General features: G+C 64.7%; 16 protein-coding genes. 8 read left to right on the plus strand and 8 right to left on the minus strand.

All coding sequences use genetic code 11. From position 1 onward, the window contains the following. Window positions 1–6: 6 nt before the first annotated feature. Window positions 7–321, plus strand: coding sequence for an NIPSNAP family protein (locus tag KF941_RS26100; protein ID WP_214275019.1), 315 nt, complete (start codon window positions 7–9; stop codon window positions 319–321). A gap of 46 nt (window positions 322–367) precedes the next feature. Here the strand turns inward: KF941_RS26100 and KF941_RS26105 are convergent, their stop codons facing one another. Beyond that, window positions 368–1,111: a sulfite exporter TauE/SafE family protein gene (locus tag KF941_RS26105; protein ID WP_214275020.1), complete on the minus strand. Its 744-nt coding sequence runs from the start codon at window positions 1,109–1,111 to the stop codon at window positions 368–370. A gap of 244 nt (window positions 1,112–1,355) precedes the next feature. Continuing rightward, on the minus strand, window positions 1,356–2,267 hold the full coding sequence (locus KF941_RS26110) for a LysR family transcriptional regulator (RefSeq protein ID WP_072463789.1): 912 nt from the start codon (window positions 2,265–2,267) through the stop codon (window positions 1,356–1,358). 135 nt (window positions 2,268–2,402) lie between these two features. Between KF941_RS26110 and KF941_RS26115 the strand changes: the two genes are divergently transcribed. Continuing rightward, entirely contained in the window at window positions 2,403–2,786 is a 384-nt protein-coding gene (locus KF941_RS26115; RefSeq protein ID WP_214275021.1) for an aldehyde dehydrogenase family protein, read from the plus strand. Window positions 2,787–3,073: 287 nt separating this feature from the next. Here the strand turns inward: KF941_RS26115 and KF941_RS26120 are convergent, their stop codons facing one another. The 3 genes from KF941_RS26120 to KF941_RS26130 are packed head-to-tail and all read right to left on the minus strand — an operon-like array spanning window position 3,074 to window position 6,071. After that, the gene (locus KF941_RS26120; RefSeq protein WP_214275022.1) at window positions 3,074–4,060 is read right to left on the minus strand and encodes an Ldh family oxidoreductase; all 987 of its coding nucleotides are present in this window, start codon (window positions 4,058–4,060) and stop codon (window positions 3,074–3,076) included. Then, window positions 4,057–4,998: a hydroxyacid dehydrogenase gene (locus KF941_RS26125; protein WP_214275023.1), complete on the minus strand. Its 942-nt coding sequence runs from the start codon at window positions 4,996–4,998 to the stop codon at window positions 4,057–4,059. The genes KF941_RS26120 and KF941_RS26125 overlap by 4 nt, the downstream gene beginning before the upstream one ends. Before the next feature lie 56 nt (window positions 4,999–5,054). Further along, complete coding sequence (locus tag KF941_RS26130) at window positions 5,055–6,071, minus strand: tripartite tricarboxylate transporter substrate-binding protein (RefSeq protein ID WP_208021411.1); 1,017 nt, start codon at window positions 6,069–6,071, stop codon at window positions 5,055–5,057. A gap of 48 nt (window positions 6,072–6,119) precedes the next feature. Between KF941_RS26130 and KF941_RS26135 the strand changes: the two genes are divergently transcribed. The 3 genes from KF941_RS26135 to KF941_RS26145 all read left to right on the plus strand — a co-directional run bounded on the left by KF941_RS26135 (window position 6,120) and on the right by KF941_RS26145 (window position 9,309). Further along, window positions 6,120–6,848, plus strand: a complete 729-nt coding sequence (locus KF941_RS26135; protein ID WP_214275024.1) for a tripartite tricarboxylate transporter TctB family protein — start codon at window positions 6,120–6,122, stop codon at window positions 6,846–6,848. Further along, complete coding sequence (locus KF941_RS26140; protein ID WP_208021409.1) at window positions 6,848–8,353, plus strand: tripartite tricarboxylate transporter permease; 1,506 nt, start codon at window positions 6,848–6,850, stop codon at window positions 8,351–8,353. Before KF941_RS26135 ends, KF941_RS26140 begins: the two co-directional genes overlap by 1 nt. Window positions 8,354–8,586: 233 nt before the next feature. Beyond that, the gene (locus KF941_RS26145) at window positions 8,587–9,309 is read left to right on the plus strand and encodes a GntR family transcriptional regulator (protein WP_036759425.1); all 723 of its coding nucleotides are present in this window, start codon (window positions 8,587–8,589) and stop codon (window positions 9,307–9,309) included. A 72-nt stretch (window positions 9,310–9,381) separates the two neighbouring features. Here KF941_RS26145 and KF941_RS26150 read toward each other — a convergent pair whose 3' ends face one another. Genes KF941_RS26150 through hisD form a run of 3 tightly spaced genes read right to left on the minus strand, consistent with a single transcriptional unit; the run spans window position 9,382 to window position 12,420 of the window. After that, a complete protein-coding gene (locus KF941_RS26150) occupies window positions 9,382–10,359 on the minus strand; it encodes an alcohol dehydrogenase catalytic domain-containing protein (RefSeq protein ID WP_214275025.1) in 978 nt (325 codons plus the stop codon). Continuing rightward, a complete protein-coding gene (locus tag KF941_RS26155; protein ID WP_240540633.1) occupies window positions 10,356–11,111 on the minus strand; it encodes an SDR family oxidoreductase in 756 nt (251 codons plus the stop codon). The genes KF941_RS26150 and KF941_RS26155 overlap by 4 nt, the downstream gene beginning before the upstream one ends. 1 nt (window position 11,112) lies before the next feature. Next, window positions 11,113–12,420, minus strand: coding sequence for a histidinol dehydrogenase (gene hisD, locus KF941_RS26160; protein ID WP_214275027.1), 1,308 nt, complete (start codon window positions 12,418–12,420; stop codon window positions 11,113–11,115). A gap of 198 nt (window positions 12,421–12,618) precedes the next feature. On the opposite strand from hisD, the gene KF941_RS26165 reads away from it, so the two are divergent. The 3 genes from KF941_RS26165 to KF941_RS26175 all read left to right on the plus strand — a co-directional run bounded on the left by KF941_RS26165 (window position 12,619) and on the right by KF941_RS26175 (window position 15,407). After that, window positions 12,619–13,644, plus strand: a complete 1,026-nt coding sequence (locus KF941_RS26165) for a LacI family DNA-binding transcriptional regulator (RefSeq protein ID WP_214275028.1) — start codon at window positions 12,619–12,621, stop codon at window positions 13,642–13,644. 195 nt (window positions 13,645–13,839) lie between these two features. Further along, window positions 13,840–14,619 carry an ABC transporter permease gene (locus KF941_RS26170; protein ID WP_036759434.1) on the plus strand — a complete coding sequence of 260 codons (780 nt, stop codon included), beginning with the start codon at window positions 13,840–13,842 and terminating at the stop codon, window positions 14,617–14,619. A 5-nt stretch (window positions 14,620–14,624) separates the two neighbouring features. Next, entirely contained in the window at window positions 14,625–15,407 is a 783-nt protein-coding gene (locus KF941_RS26175) for an ABC transporter permease (RefSeq protein WP_214275029.1), read from the plus strand. Window positions 15,408–15,412: the final 5 nt, after the last annotated feature.

The raw sequence follows: 15,412 nt of genomic DNA on the forward strand, positions 1-15,412 counted from the left end.
ATCGCGATGTTCATCGACATGCGGACCTATACGCTGAAGAACGGCAATGTGCCCAAATTCCTCAAGCTGTATGAAGAAGAGGGACTGTCGGTGCAGACCCGCATCCTTGGCAACATGGTGGGCTATTACTTCACCGACATCGGTCCGCTGAACCAGATCGTGCATATGTGGGGCTATGACAGCATGGACGACCGTTGGGAACGGCGCAGGGCGTTGCAAGCGTCGGAGGAATGGCAAGCCTATGCCGTTCAGATGCGCCCGCTGGTCGATCACATCGAGAACAAGATCCTGATCCCGGCGCCCTTTTTCAAGCAAGCTTGAACTTCCGGACTGGAAAAGGGGGCCGGCAACATTCGCCGGCCCCTTTTCACATGAGTTCGCGCAGGGCAAGCGCCACGCCCGAGGCGAACATCACCCCGATCAGCAACCGGCGAAACTGGGTGTCGTTCAGGTGGTGGAACAGCCTGATGCCGAGCTGAGCGCCGATGATGGTGGTCGGCAGAGCCATCGCGATCAACAGCAGGGTTTCGCGGTCGTAGAGGCCCTGCAGGGCAAAAAGCGCGACGGCCATGCCCAGGATACCGACGTTATAGGGCTGCAGCACCGCGCGGGTCTCGCCTTTGGGCCAGGGGCGCATGGCGCACCACATCGTCGGCAATGCCCCCGACAGGGATGCCGCGCCGCCCAGGACGCCCCCCGTAAAGCCGATGCCGACGTCAATCAGGGGCGTCGGTTGTTCGAAACGGGGCAATGAACGGCGCAGCGTGAAGAAACCGCCATAGGTGATCATGAAGCCGGCGATCACCAGCTTCAACACCGGCGCGCTGATCACGCTCAGCAAGCTCACCCCCAAGGGCAGCCCGATCAGCCCCGGCGCGAGAAAGCGTGCCAGCCGGCCTGGGCGGTCGCGGATCTCGCGCCGGGTGATCCACAGCCCCTGCAAGCCGCTCACCACCGACATGACCACAACAATGGCCACCGCCTGTGGCGGCGGCATGATCTGCAACCAAAATCCCAGGGACAGCAGGGCCGTGCCGAATCCCGCCAGGCCGTTGATGAACCCGCCGGCGAATGCTCCGGCAAGAAGCGCCGTGATGAAGCCTGTCGTCATGGGGTCGGCGTCCTTGCCGGATATGCGGGTGAAGTCGCGCTGCCTTTCAAGGCAGGGCAGGTGAGGCCATTCGGGGTGATCCGGGCAGGTGATAGATGATCGGTCATGATTGCTTTCGGGTCGATGCGGCGGCCAGCCACAATTTCTTCTTACAGTCATGTAAATAAAATCTTATATTATTTACATATACTTAAGATGCGCGCCCCGCAGCGGCAATGCAAGTGCAACCTTCCCTTGCGGTACGTCACGAGATCCGGGCGATCGTCTCGGGCGAGAAGATACCCACCTCGACGGCGCGCTCCATCGCGCGGGCGATCTCGCCCAGGACGCGGTTCTTGGTGCTGTCTTTGCGCTGCACCAGCCCTAGGTGCCGCATGGGGGCGTCTTTGGGCGCCAGCGGGATGCGCCGCAAGGGAGGCGGATTGGCGATCCTGACGCAGGATTCGGGAACGATCGAGACCCCGAGCCCGGCCAGCGCCATGCTGTAGATCGCCTCAAGCCCAGCCAGTTCCATGCTGTCCTTGGCGGCGATATTGTTGGATAGCAGCCATTTCTCGATGATCGAGCCCACCACGGCATCGCGGGTGAACCGGATGAAAGGGTTTTCATTCAGGATCCTGACCGGGTCGTCGTCCTTGATCTGTTCGGAACAGATCAGGACCAGTTCCTCGGAGGCGATGGGATGCCAGATCAACTCACGCGGCAGCATGTCGGGCTTGGAGATCAGCGCGCCATCAAGTGCGTTTCGCTCGACTTGGTGGATCAGCGGGATGGACAGGCCAGGGAACAGCCCCACGTGCAGTTCCGGGCATTTCGTTTTCAGCATGGCGGTGGCAAAGGGCACCAACCCGATCAGCGTCGTCGGCACCGCGCCCAAGTTGAAATCGCCTTTGAGGCCATCGTCGCCCAGAACCGACGGCACGATGTCGTCATAGGCGCGCACCACCTCGCGCGCCTTGGCCAGCAGCGCCCGCCCGATCGGGGTTAGTTCCGGGGTGCGTTTCGAGCGATCGAAGACCGCGACCTGCCATTCCGCCTCCAGCGCGCGCATCTGCTGGCTGACGGCGGCATGTGTGACGAAAACCGCGTCTGCCGCGGCGCTGAAGGTGCCGTGATCGGCGACGGCGATGAGTGTTCTAAGTATTCGTATGGACATGGCGGCCCTCCATGCCAAACAACAATAGTTATGCTTACATTTAATGCAACCATAATTTTATTTGATTTAGATATACTTTCATTTCAGAGCAGGCAGGGGATGCAAGCTCATTCAGCAGCCAGCAAGAGGGAACCGATGGGGGGCGCTTTTCAAACGACCCGCGCTTTGCGGCAGCGGGCCTGTTTCGCGGGGGCGTGGCGTAGCTCGTCGGACAGTGCAAGCATCGCCGTCACCTGCCCCGCGACGGGCGAGCATATCGGTGACGTGCCGCGACTGACGCGCGAGGCTGCCGCCCTGGCCATCGAGGCTGCCGCAACGGCCTTCACCGAATGGTCTGCCCGCACCGCCGCACAGCGGGCGCAGATCCTGAAGCGCTGGCACGCGCTGATCCTGCAAGAGCGCGAGAGGTTGGCGCAGATCCTGACCCTGGAACAGGGCAAGCCGCTGGCGGAATCACCTGTGGAAATCGACATCAGCGCCGCCTGTGTCGAATGGTTCGCCGAGGCCCACCAACAATGACAGGATGAGCAAGACGGAAAGGGTCATGCGGGTGGGCCTTCGCTGCCAGGCGGTTACATGGAACGGGCGTGGGAGCACCGAAGGCTCGCCAGATTCTCACATCAAGATGCTGCTCGCTTCCACGTCACGGGAACCGCAGAGAGACCGTTGGCGAGCGCAAACCCGAGGCAAGGCGCGCCCGCCTTCCATCTTCATCGGGGCCTGCAAGTCGAATCGCGGATCCCCGATCGTTCGTGCAGGCAATGCTGGTTGTCGTATGGCTCCTTGCCGGAGCCATGCGATTTGATTCACGCGATTCTGGACAGCAGCGTCTCGGGCAGTTCGATCCCTTCGGCGGCGGCCTTCCGGCGTTGAGCAATGCGTCGCGAGCCGGGGATGCGGGCGTTTTTCTGCGCTTCAATGGCGGCGGCCAGGTGCTCGACATGGCTCAGCGTGCTCGATCCACCCAGAACCCGGGGGTCGAGGGTGATGATCAACTGCCCCGTGGAGGGTGGCCCGCCCTGGTCGTCGAGGAAAGACGAGGCGTTGGCCGCGTATTGCGCCCCCGTCAGCCCCGCCGCCAGCAGTTCGACCATCAGCGCCAGTGCCGTGCCCTTGGCATCGCCAAGCGGCAGCATGGTTCCCGCCAGCGCTGCGACCGGATCGGTGGTCGGCTGGCCCTGGGCATCGAGCGCCCAGCCCTCGGGGATCGGCGTGCCCTTTTGCTTGGCCGCCATGATATTGCCACGCGCCACCTTGGAGAGCGACATATCGATGACGATCGGTGCGCCGTTTGTGCGTGGGCAGGCGAAGGCAATGGGATTGGTGCCGAACAAGGCGGTGGTGCCGCCCCATGGCGCGATGGCCGCAGGGGTATTGGCGAACAGCAGGGCCGCCAGTCCTTGTTCGGCCAGCCGCTCGACCACGAGCCCAGCTGCCCCGCAATGATGCGAGCGATGGATAGAGGCGGCGGCGATGCCGGTTTCCCGTGCGATGGCGGGAAGCTGCTCGACCGCAAGATCGAGGGCCGGATAGGCGAAGCCATGGGCGGCGTCGATGCGCAAGACCGAGGTCGCGACGCGCTCGGCCACAGGGACGGCGCTGGGGTCGATCTTGCCGCTGCGCACCTGCGAGAGATAGCTGGGCAGGCGCGACAATCCGTGGCCCTTCAGCCCGTCGGCCTCGGCCCCGACCAGGGCACATGCTACGGACAGGGCCGCTTGTTCGGCAACCCCCTCGTCGCGGAGGGCGGCGGCAACGGCGGCCTGCGCCTGTGCAATGGATGCTTTCGTCATGCCTGTTCCCGCTCCAGATGGTCGAGGACATTCCTGACCGTCAGCCACGAAACCCGGTCGTTCGATTCCACCGTGACGCCGGCGATATGGGGTGTCAGCACCAGGTTGGGCACGTCGGCGAAGGCTGCGCCTGCCTCGGCGCTCAGCGGCTCGGTCTCGAACACGTCGAGGGCGGCACCGCCAAGCGTTCCGCTTTTCAGCGCGGCGACGGTCGCGGCCTCGTCCACGACGCCGCCGCGCGCCGCATTGATCAGGATCGCGTCGTTGCGCATGCGCGAAATCGCCGCCGCATCGATCATTCGCCGGGTGTCCGCGGTCAGCGGCACATGTAGCGAGACCACGTCCGATCCGGCCAGCAAGTCATCAAGGGACAGCGGTGTGACCTTGCCCCAGCTCTGGGTCCAGACCGGACTGTCGGCCGTCAGGAAGGGATCATAAGCCACCACCGTCATGCCAAGAGCTACGGCCCGCTGAGCCGTCGCCCGTGCGATGCTGCCAAAGCCGATCAGGCCCAGCACCTTGCCGGAAATCTCGCGCCCGGTCAGGCGGTTGCGCGGCCATGTTCCGGCTACCAGATCGGCATTCGCGCGATAGGCCCCCCGCAACAGCAGCATGGCAGTGCCGATAACATATTCCGCCACCGAATCGTCGTTCGCGCCCATGGCGGGGCAGACCGCGATTCCTCGCGCCTTGCAGGCTTCCATGTCGATATTGTCCAGCCCGACCCCCAGGCGGCCGACAACGTGCAGATGGGGTGCAAGATCCAGCAAGGCCGGGCGGACCTGCGTGCGGTTGCGCACGATCAGCGCGCGGGCATGGGCCAGATGGCCCGCCAGTTCGTCGGGCTTGTCGACGAGCATGGGGTCATAGACCACATCCCGACCGGAGAGGCCTTCGCGAACGGCGGCCTCGTCCATGAATTCCGTAATGACTATCATAGTGGTTCCTCAACAAGAGCAGATAGGAACCAGGCGGTTTTCCCGCCCGGTCGGGTTTATTCGGCCTGGTTGCCCAGAACCCGTTGCCATGTCGCGATCTCGGCCTGCAGCTTTTCGTCATGGGCAGCGGGGCTGCGTTGATCGGTAGGGAAAGGTGCGGTGCCAACCGCGGCGAAGCGGTCCACAATTTTCTGGTCGTCGAGGGCGACCTGCAACGCGGCGTTCAGCGTTTCGACGATCTCGGGCGGCGTGCCGGCGGGTGCGTAAAGCCCGTGCCAGATGGTGAAGTCGAATCCGTCCAGGCCCAGTTCCTGCAAGGCGGGCAGATCCTTCAATGCCTCCAGCCGATCGGCCGAGGTGACGGCGTAGCCCTTGACCGTGCCGCCTTCGAGCTGCGGGATCGCGGTTGTGGACTGGTCGCACATCACGTCGATGCTGCCAGCCATCAGGTCGTTCATCGCCGGCCCGGTGCCCTGATAGGCGGCAAGCGTGAACTTGGCGTCCATCGCATTTTGCAGCAGCACCGCGCAGAGATGCGAATTCGATCCGACGCCGGCATGGCCCACGGAAATATCCTCGCCGCCTTCCTTCATCCGTTGGATCAGGGTGGCGGCGTCGGGGGCGTCGAAATCCTTACGGGCCAGCAGGACCATCGGACCTTGATTGATCATCCCGATCGGGGCGAAAGCCGTCGCGGTGTCATAGGTCAGGTTGGGATAGAGGGTCTCGCCCGCCGCCAGTGAGACATGCGCGATCAGCAGCGTATAGCCGTCCGGATCGGCACGGGCCACGCGCGCCGCGCCAAGGGTGCCGCCGGCACCGCCTACGCTTTCGACCACCAGTTGCTGGCCCAGCGTTCCCGACATCGACTGGCCGACCAGACGCGCGATGGCGTCGCTTGGCCCGCCCGCAGCGAAAGGCACGACCAGGTTGACGGGACGTTCAGGATAGGTTTGCGCCCCTACCATCCCCGCCGCGAACGTAGCTGCGGTCGAGACAAGCACACGCAGAAAATTCCGCATGGATATTCCTCCCATGTTGTTGCTCCCGCTCCTCCCCGGAGCGGCCGGCACCTCTGTGCCGTCTTGCTCTTATATCATATCTCTTATATAAAACTATAGATGATTGACCGAGATGAACGTCTGCTGTGGAGGGCGGCGTGCAACCGGGATCACATATCAGGGAGGAGAATAAATATGTCTCAAGACCCATCGCAGCCAACACAGTCCGAGACAATGAGGCCCCCCGGAAAGGGTAGGGGTCGGCTGCTGAATCAGAGCTTTATCGGAGGGTTATGCCTGCTTGGGCTGGCTGGTAGCGCCTTCCTGGCCATGGGGGATCTGGCCAGCGGCAGCTTGCGGGCGATGGGTCCGGGCGGGATGCCGCGCGGCACGGCCTGGCTGATTGCCGTGATTGGGGCGGGGATGGTCGTCGCCGGCATTTTCCGCGGCGGTGAGCCGATTCCGCGAATCTCGGTGCGCGGGCCTGTCATCATCATGCTGGCCCTGGTCGTTTTCGCCTTCACGATAAGACCGACGCCCATCGGCTCGTTCACCACGCCTGGCATCGGCATCGTCGGAGCGGGACCGCTTGCCGTCCTGATCGCCGGCTTTGCCGAGCGGGACCGCGACTGGCTCGACCTTGCGATTCTTGCCGCGGCGCTGACGGCGTTCTGCATTCTGCTGTTCGGCTATCTGCTGAACCTGCCGATGCCCGCCTTTCCCGTGTCCTGGCTGAAATATTTCCCGGGCTGGAGCCAAAGGCAGGTGATGCTGCTGGTCTCGGGGGCGCTGCTGGTCGTTGCGCTGGCCTTATATCTTGTCCGGCGGCGCCGCGGAGGGAATGCCTGATGGAGCTTATCCAGAACCTTGGGCTGGGCTTTGCAGTCGCGCTGTCGCTGCAGAATCTGGGACTTTGCCTGCTGGGCTGCTTGGTCGGGACGTTGATCGGCGTGCTGCCGGGGGTGGGGCCCATCGCGACCATTGCCATGCTGCTGCCGATCACCTTCGGGCTGGATCCAGCGGGCGCGCTGATCATGCTGGCCGGTATCTATTACGGCGCGCAATACGGTGGCTCGACCACCGCCATCCTGGTCAATATCCCCGGCGAGGCCACTGCCGTCGTCACCACGCTGGACGGGCATGCGATGGCGCAGCGTGGACGGGCGGGGATCGCGCTGGGGATTGCGGCGATCGGGTCTTTCTTCGCCGGAACCGTGGCCACATTGATTATTGCCGCCCTTGGGCGACCCTTGACCGAACTGGCGATGCTGTTCAGGCCGGCCGAGTATTTCTCGCTGATGCTGATGGGGCTTGTGCTTGCCGTGGTGCTGGCCAGCGGTTCCGTCATCCGGGCGATCGGCATGGTGCTGGTGGGCGTATTGTTGTCTTGCGTCGGCACCGACATCGAGACCGGAGAAGCGCGGATGACACTCGGCTGGTTCTCACTTGCCGACGGGATCGATTTTTCCGTGCTGGCGATGGGGATCTTCGGCATCGCCGAGATCCTGCGCAACCTGGAAGTGACCGAGGCGCGAGACGTGGTGCGCGCCCGCATCGGCCGCCTGCTGCCGGGGCGCGAGGAAATGAGGCAGAGCGCCAAGCCCATCATGCGCGGCACGGTCCTGGGGGCCATCCTGGGACTATTGCCGGGCAATGGCGCGGTGCTGGGACCCTTTGCCAGCTATGCGGTGGAAAAGCGTCTGGCAAAGGATCCTTCGCGCTTCGGCAAGGGCGCAATCGAGGGCGTTGCAGGACCGGAATCGGCTAATAACGCGGGCGCACAGACCTCGTTCATCCCGATGCTGACGCTCGGCATTCCGCCCAACGCCGTCATGGCGTTGATGGTCGGCGCCATGACCATCTTCGGCATCGTGCCTGGGCCCCAGGTCATCACCGCGCATCCGCAACTGTTCTGGGGCATGATTGCCTCGATGTGGCTTGGCAACCTGATGCTGCTGCTGATCAACCTGCCGATGGTCGGACTTTGGGTGCGGCTGCTGAAAGTGCCTTACCGGCTGATGTATCCGACCATTCTGGTCTTTTGCAGCGTGGGGATCTATTCGATCAACTCGCAGATCACGGATGTGCTGTTCATCGGCTTCTTCGGCTATGTCGGCTATGTGCTGGTCAAGGTTGGGTTCGAACCAGCACCCTTGCTGTTGGGTTTCGTGTTGGGATCGCTGATGGAGGAAAACCTGCGCCGGGCACTGGTCCTGTCGCGTGGCGATCCCTGGGTGTTCGTCACCAGCCCGATCAGCGCGGTTCTGTTGCTGATCTCGGTCGTAGTGCTGGTGCTGGCGTTACTGCCCAGCGTCAGGCGTGAACGAGACGAGGTTTTCGCGGAGGCAGATTAAGCCGTCCGTCCTGAACAACCCCGAGGGTGTTGGTCGCGTTGGTCGTGGCGATCTGCTTGAAATACAAGAAAGCCCGGATCTGTCGTTCGGGCTTTCTGCTTCTTTTCGCTGTGCATAGGGCACCAGCCCCGAGCTTGTTATGTGGCCTGGATCTTATATATTATAAGATTACTGGAGGTATGCCGTTCCCGCAAAGCGAGCGGAAATCTGCGCCTTGTAACCGAGGAGTTCCGATGTCCGACGATCTTGTCGCCGCCAAGCCCCTTTACGCGCAGGTGCGCGACCAGCTTACGCGGCGATTGGTGTCGGGGGAATGGGTGCCGGGCATGCTGATCCCCAGCGAACATGAACTCGCCCGGCAGCTTCGCGTCAGCCAGGGCACGGTGCGCAAGGCGCTGGACGCGATGACGATGGACAATCTTCTGGTCCGGCGGCAGGGGCGCGGCACCTTCGTATCCCAGCCCGAGGATCCCAAGCTGCTGTTCCAGTTTTTCCGCCTGACGGCCGACGGCAAGGAGGCGGAGTTTCCCCTTTCGCAGATGCTGGGGAACGCCGAAGTGCCGGCCCCGCAAGAGGTTGCCGAGCCGCTGGGACTGGCCGAGGGCGCCCCGGTCGTTCGGATCGAGCGGGTGCGCTTGATGGCGGGCGCCCCGGTCATCAACGAAGTCTTGTGGCTGCCCGCCGCGCGCTTCGCCGGACTGGCCGGGCTCGATGGCATTCCCAACAACATCTACAAGCTTCTGTCGGCGAAATGGGGCGTGACGATCGCCCGAGCGGACGAGCAGCTGCGCGCCACGCTGGCCGATGCGCAGGATGCCGAGCGGCTGGGTTGCGCGGTCGGGCATCCGCTGATCGCTATCCAGCGGATCGCCTATGACCTCGAGGACAAGGCGGTGGAGCTGCGCCAGTCGCGCTGCCTGACCGATGCCGTGCATTACTCGGTCAGCTTGCGTTGATCCGGCATGCAACCGCGGCCCGGCGTCCCGATACCGTAAAGGTCCGTTGACGGTATCGGGACGGTGCCGGGCCTAGGGAACCAGCACGACCTTGGGCGAGGCAATGGCATTGCCGACCATGCCGGCGAAGGCCGCGGAGCCATCGGCCAGGTCCCGGATGTCGGTCCAGTCGCAACGCCCGAGGCGGCCCTCGATGATCGCGGCGGTGCATTCCTCGAAGTCGCTGTGGCTATAGGTATAGGTGCCGATGAAGGTGATCTCCTGCAGCGTCATGCGCCGGATGTTCAGCCCGTCGGTCGCCTGCCCAAGGCCGATATGCAGGATGACCCCGCCTGGCCGCACCGTTTCGGAAGCCACCTCGCGGGTGGCGCTGAAGCCGGCCGCGTCGATCACCAGGTCGGGGGCAGCGCCAGACGGCGCACGTTCGACGACGGGGAAATCGTCGATCTCGGTCAAACGCTGGCGGCGGATGGCGTTCGGCTCGACGATGGTGACGTCGGTGCTGCCCAGGGCACGAGCGGCCAGGGCCGCACCGAAGCCGATCGCACCGCCGCCCAGGATCAGCACCCGCGTCGCCGGGCCGCCCAGGACGCGGTTGCCCAGCTTGACCGCGTGCCAGCCGCAGGCCAGCGGCTCGGCCAGGCAGGCGACGGTCGCCGGCAGGGCATCTGGAATGGCGACGAGGTTGCGCTCGGGCGAGGTGATGAATTCCGCGAACCCGCCCTCGCGCGGCGGCATCGAGATGATCTGCCGCTGGGGGCAGAGGTTGTCGCGCCCCTCTCGGCAGGCGGGGCAGGTGCCGCAGGTCGCCAGCGGGTTGACGGTGACGCGCTGGCCGGTGCGGGCGCCGCTGGCGATGGTGCCCGCGACCTCGTGGCCCAGGATCAGCGGCGCCGGGCGGCGCTCGTCATGGCCCAGATAGGCGTGGATGTCCGAGCCGCAGATGCCGACGGCATCGACGCGCACCAGAACCTCGCCCGGCTTGGGGACGGGGTCCGGCACCTGTCGCATTTCCAGCGCGCGTTCCCCCGTATAGACCAGAGCTTTCATTTCGCGGTAAATCCCCCATCAACCATCAGGATCTGCCCGGTCACATAGGCGGACGCCTCCGAGCAGAGGAAAAGCAGCGGCCCGTCCATGTCCTCGGGCTCGCCATTGCGGCCCAGGCAGGTCTGCGCCGCATTCCGTGCGGCCAATCCTTCGTCGGCAAAGACCGCCGCGGTCAGTTCCGTGCGAAAGAAGCCCGGCCCCAGCGCATTGGCGGTGATGCCCGAACCCGACCATGCCTCGGCCATGGCGCGGGTCATCTGCGCCACGCCGCCCTTGGAAGCGCCATAGGCGATGCCGGCGGCAAAGGCGCGGAAGGATTGCAGCGAGGCGAAGTTGACGATCCGGCCCCAGCCCTTTTTCTTCATCGCAGGCACCAGCGCCTGTGCCAGGAAGAAAGGCGTCGACAAGTTCAGCGCCAGCGTCAGATCCCAGCCCTGCGGCGTCACCTTGTCCGCATGTTCGCGCGTGTTCACCCCGGCCGCGTTGATCAGGATGTCCGGCGCGCCAAAGACCGATGCCGCCTCCTGCGCAAGCTGGGCAAGGCTGTCGCGGTCGGTCAGATCGGCGGCAAGGGGCTGGATGTGCCCCTCGCCTTGCCGGGCCAGTTCGGCAAGCTCGGCCTCGCGCCGGGCAATGGCGACGACATGCGCGCCGCGGCGGGCCAGAGTCAGGGCCGCCTGCCGCCCCAGACCACTGCTGGCGCCGGTCACGCAGGCGATCCGGCCTTCGACGGAAAACAAATCCTGTTTCATGTCAGGCGCTGGCATTCAGTTCGAACCGGGCTTCGGGAAAGTATTTCTTCAGCCGGATGTCGGCGGTGCGGGCGTGCCCCTCCATCCCCTCCAGGCGCGAGATGCGGGCTGTCGCCTCGGCGATGGGGCGGGCGCCTTCGCGGGTCGCGCGCTGCCAGGTCACGACCTTCATGTATTTGTGGACGGAAAGCCCGCCGGTATAGCGTGCCGCGCCCGAGGTCGGCAGGACGTGGTTCGGCCCCGAAGCCTTGTCGCCGAATGCGACCGTGGTTTCCTCGCCCAGGAAAAGCGAGCCGTAGCATTGCAGGCGCTTGAGCCACCAATCCAGGTCGGCCGCCTGCACGGTCAGGTGTTCGGGGGCATAGTCGTCGGAGGCCGCCGCCATTTCCTCGCGATCCGCGCAAAGGATCACCTCGGCATAGTCGCGCCATGCCGCCTCGGCGTTCATGCGGTTGACCTCGGGCAGGTCGGCGATCAGTTCCGGGACCAGTTTCAGGACGGCTTGTGCAAGCTTTTCATCGTCGGTGACGAGCCAGACGGGCGAGTTGTAGCCATGCTCGGCCTGGCCCACGAGGTCGGCGGCGACCACCAGCGGATCGGCGCTGGCATCGGCCAGGATCAGGCTGTCGGTCGGGCCGGCGAACATGTCGATGCCGACGCGGCCGAACAGGATGCGCTTGGCCTCGGCCACGAACTGGTTGCCGGGACCGACCAGGATGTCGGCCGGGGGGCAATCGAAAAGGCCGAAGGCCATGGCGGCGATGCCCTGCACGCCGCCAAGCGCCAGGATGCGATCCGCCCCGCACAGATCGGCAGTATAGACGATCGCCGGATTGATGCCGACGCCGGGACGCGGGGGCGAGCAGGCGGTGACGTGCTGGCAACCCGCGACCTTGGCCGTCGTGACCGTCATGATCGCCGAGGCGACATGGCTGTAGCGCCCGCCCGGCACGTAGCAGCCGACCGAACGGCAGGGGATGCTGCGCTGCCCGGTGGTCAGGCCCGGCACCAGCTCCAGCGAGAAGTCGCGCAGCGAATCGCGTTGCGCCTCGGCAAAGCGGCGGACGTTGTCATGGGCGAACTTGATGTCGTCCTGCAGCTTTTGCGGAACCTTGGCCTTGGCTGCCTCGATCTCGTCCCGCGTCAGGACGATGTTGCCGTCGTATTTGTCCAGCTCGAGCGCGTATTTGCGGGCGGCTGCCTCGCCGCCCTGCTCGATGTCGCCAAGGATCTTCTGGACGATCTCGCGGGTCTCGCCGGCGTCGGTGGTCGCGGTCTTCGGCGCTTTCTTCAGATAGTGCAGAGCCATGAAATTCTCCGGGTTCTCGTGATCGGCCTTGTGCTTCGACGGCTCTGATCGAGCCGGTTGCGAAGCGTCCTCCTCTTGGCCATGGCGTGATGTAAGCGCTTTCATTTGGGTGATGCAAGCTTTTCTCAACGGTTCTGGTCAAATTATTCGCTTGCTGCGAAAGTGGCTGCCGAAGCGCAGATCCAGCGAGGACAGGTTGTGAGCGAGAAAACGGTGCATGCGACGGTGGACGATGTGGCGGCGCTTGCGGGCGTGTCCACCGCGACCGTCTCGCGCTGCCTGAACGCCCCCGACCGCGTGGTGCCGGCGACGCGGGAAAAGGTCATGGAGGCGATTCGCGCCCTGAACTATTCCCCGAATTTCGGCGCCCGTGCCTTGGCGTCGCGGCGGACGGGCATTATCGGCGCAGTGATCCCGACGCTGGAGAACGCGGTCTTCGCGCATGGGATCGACGCCTTCGAACGCTCGCTTTCGCCGGGAAAGTTCGCGCTGCTTGTCGCCTCTTGCGGCTATGACCCGGAACGCGAAAAGCAGCAGATCGAGGCCCTGGTCGCGCGGGGAGCGGATGGTTTGCTGCTGGTCGGTTTCGATCACGATCCCGCGATCTATGAATGGCTGGCCATCCGCAAGGTGCCTTACGTGCTGGCCTGGGCCTGCGGTGATTCGCACCCTTACGCGGGCTTCGACAACGTGGCAGGCATGGCTGCGATGGTGCGCATGGTTCTGGACCTGGGCCACAGGAACGTCGCGATGATCTCGGGGCTGACCCAGGGCAACGACCGGGCCAGGGGACGACTGGAGGGCGCCCGCGACCTGCTGGCGGGCGAGGGGCTTGCCTTCCGCGGAGTGGCCGAGGTGCCATACGGCTTGGAAAGCGGTGCAAGGGCCTTTGCGGAGCTGATGGCGGATCGCAGCATCACCGCCGTCATTTGCGGCAACGACGTGCTTGCTGCCGGCGCCCTGCGCGCTGCGCATCGCATGGGGTTGCGCGTGCCCAGGGACGTGACGATCACCGGCTTCGACGACATCGACATCGCCTCGATCACCTTTCCCGAACTGACGACCGTGCGGGTTCCGCATACCCGCATGGGCGAGCAGGCGGCCGCCCTGCTGCAGCAGCTTATCGAGGGCAAGCGCGGCGAAAGCGTGCTTTTGCCGACCGAGATCGTTGCGCGGGGCACCCATGCGCCGCCGGCGGCGCGAAGGCGATTCGCCAAGGCGTAATGCCCTGCCACGAAAACCCCGCACTGGGCCGACCCAAGGCACGTCCCGATGCAACATGCTTATAACAAACGATAAAATATTGGATCTCCTTGATCTCTTCTGGATCTCGCGCGTCTTTTGACGCGGCCGGATTGGAAAAAGATTGACTGTCCCAGGCATCTATGTAACCGCTTACATAGCTAAGGGAGGACGAGGATGTCACGCAAGGCAGTGGTGGGTGGCGCGACCATATTCGCGGCTCTTGCCCTTTGGTATGTTGCGACTTCGGTGACGCAGATGATCTCACCGGGCCGGTTTCCCTCGCCGGCGGACACCTGGGCGGCTTTCGGCCAGATCACCGGCGTCGGCTATGCCAATGGGGTGCTGATCGACCATGTCCTGCGCTCGGTCACGCTGGTCACGCTGGGCTTTCTGGTCGCGATCTGCACCGGGGTTCCCCTGGGCCTGTGGATGGGCTGGAGCCGCAAGGCCGAGGCGCTGATCAACCCGGTCTTCCTGATCATCCGCCCGATCCCGCCGCTGGCCTGGATCCCGCTGGCCATCCTGTGGCTGGGGCTGGGTGACATGGCCAAGATCCTGGTGATCTGGTTCGCCGCCTTCGTGCCCTCGGTCATCAACGCCTATGCGGGCGTGCGCAACCTCGACAAGACCCTGATCGAGGCGGCGCAGATGCTGGGCACGCCCTTCCTGACCTTCGTGCGCGAGATCCTGTTGCCGGGCGCCAGTCCGATGATCTTTACCGGGTTGCGGCTGTCCCTGCAGGCGTCCTGGACCACGCTGGTCGCGGCCGAGCTGGTCGGCGCGATGACCGGGCTGGGCCGGGTGCTGAACGCGGCGCAGCAGGATCTTTACCCCGGAATGATCCTGGTCGGGATGATCGTGGTGACGCTTTGCGGCTGGCTGATGACCGCGGCCCTGGGCGTCGCGGAGCGTCGCGCGCTTTCGTGGAATACCGCCTCGCAGGCAGGGGAATGAGGGACATGCGGATCTTCGACACCAACAACACCGTGGTTCTGGGGCTGATCGGATTCGGCGGCTTCCTGGCGGTCTGGACATTGCTCAGCCTTTCGGGGCTTATCCCCAGCCTGTTCCTGCCGTCGCCCGCCGCCGTGGTCGAGCGTTTCGTCTATCTGCTGAACCACAGGTTCGCCGGCGGCACCCTGGTCGACCATCTGGGGGCCAGCATGCTGCGCTTTGCGGGCGGCTTCGGCCTGGCGGTTCTGGTCGGCATCCCGCTGGGCCTGCTCATGGGTTGGTTCCGGCTGCTCGACGACATCGTGACGCCGCTGTTCGATGCGGTCCGCTTCATCGCGCCGATCGCCTGGGTGCCCTTTGCCGCGCTGTGGTTCGGCACCGGCATCGGCGGGCCGATCATGATCATCTTTGCCGGCGCCTTCCCGCCCTGCCTGATCAACGCCTATCGCGGCGCGAAATTCGCCGACCCCCGCCTGATCGAGGCGGCGCGCATGCTGGGCACCCCGGACCGGCGGATGATCACCGAGATCCTGCTGCCCTCGGCCGTGCCCTCGATCATCGCCGGGCTGCGCATCTCGGCCGGGCTGGGCTGGCAGTCGCTGGTGGGGGCCGAGCTGATCGTCGCCTCGACCGGGATCGGCTACATGATGGTGCAGGGGCAGGGGAACGTTTCGACCACCACGGTCATGGCCGGGATGATCGGCATCGGCATCATCGGGCTTGTCATCGACGTCGTCCTGCGCCGGATCGAGGAAGCGATCCTGCGCCGCCGTGGTCTCTCAGCATAATTCGA

The organism is Paracoccus sp. pheM1 (assembly GCF_018499825.1).
GTDB classification, from domain to species: domain Bacteria; phylum Pseudomonadota; class Alphaproteobacteria; order Rhodobacterales; family Rhodobacteraceae; genus Paracoccus; species Paracoccus versutus.

Bases quoted from the DNA above. Each gene is read 5' to 3' on its own strand.
- KF941_RS26105 (WP_214275020.1), bottom strand. From the start codon at position 1,111: ATGACGACAGGCTTCATCACGGCGCTTCTTGCCGGAGCATTCGCCGGC.
- hisD (WP_214275027.1), bottom strand. From the start codon at position 12,420: ATGGCTCTGCACTATCTGAAGAAAGCGCCGAAGACCGCGACCACCGAC.
- KF941_RS26115 (WP_214275021.1), top strand. From the start codon at position 2,403: ATGGGGGGCGCTTTTCAAACGACCCGCGCTTTGCGGCAGCGGGCCTGT.
- KF941_RS26170 (WP_036759434.1), top strand. From the start codon at position 13,840: ATGTCACGCAAGGCAGTGGTGGGTGGCGCGACCATATTCGCGGCTCTT.
- KF941_RS26145 (WP_036759425.1), top strand. From the start codon at position 8,587: ATGTCCGACGATCTTGTCGCCGCCAAGCCCCTTTACGCGCAGGTGCGC.
- KF941_RS26175 (WP_214275029.1), top strand. From the start codon at position 14,625: ATGCGGATCTTCGACACCAACAACACCGTGGTTCTGGGGCTGATCGGA.
- KF941_RS26150 (WP_214275025.1), bottom strand. From the start codon at position 10,359: ATGAAAGCTCTGGTCTATACGGGGGAACGCGCGCTGGAAATGCGACAG.
- KF941_RS26100 (WP_214275019.1), top strand. From the start codon at position 7: ATGTTCATCGACATGCGGACCTATACGCTGAAGAACGGCAATGTGCCC.
- KF941_RS26120 (WP_214275022.1), bottom strand. From the start codon at position 4,060: ATGACGAAAGCATCCATTGCACAGGCGCAGGCCGCCGTTGCCGCCGCC.
- KF941_RS26110 (WP_072463789.1), bottom strand. From the start codon at position 2,267: ATGTCCATACGAATACTTAGAACACTCATCGCCGTCGCCGATCACGGC.
- KF941_RS26135 (WP_214275024.1), top strand. From the start codon at position 6,120: ATGATTGACCGAGATGAACGTCTGCTGTGGAGGGCGGCGTGCAACCGG.
- KF941_RS26125 (WP_214275023.1), bottom strand. From the start codon at position 4,998: ATGATAGTCATTACGGAATTCATGGACGAGGCCGCCGTTCGCGAAGGC.
- KF941_RS26155 (WP_240540633.1), bottom strand. From the start codon at position 11,111: ATGAAACAGGATTTGTTTTCCGTCGAAGGCCGGATCGCCTGCGTGACC.
- KF941_RS26140 (WP_208021409.1), top strand. From the start codon at position 6,848: ATGGAGCTTATCCAGAACCTTGGGCTGGGCTTTGCAGTCGCGCTGTCG.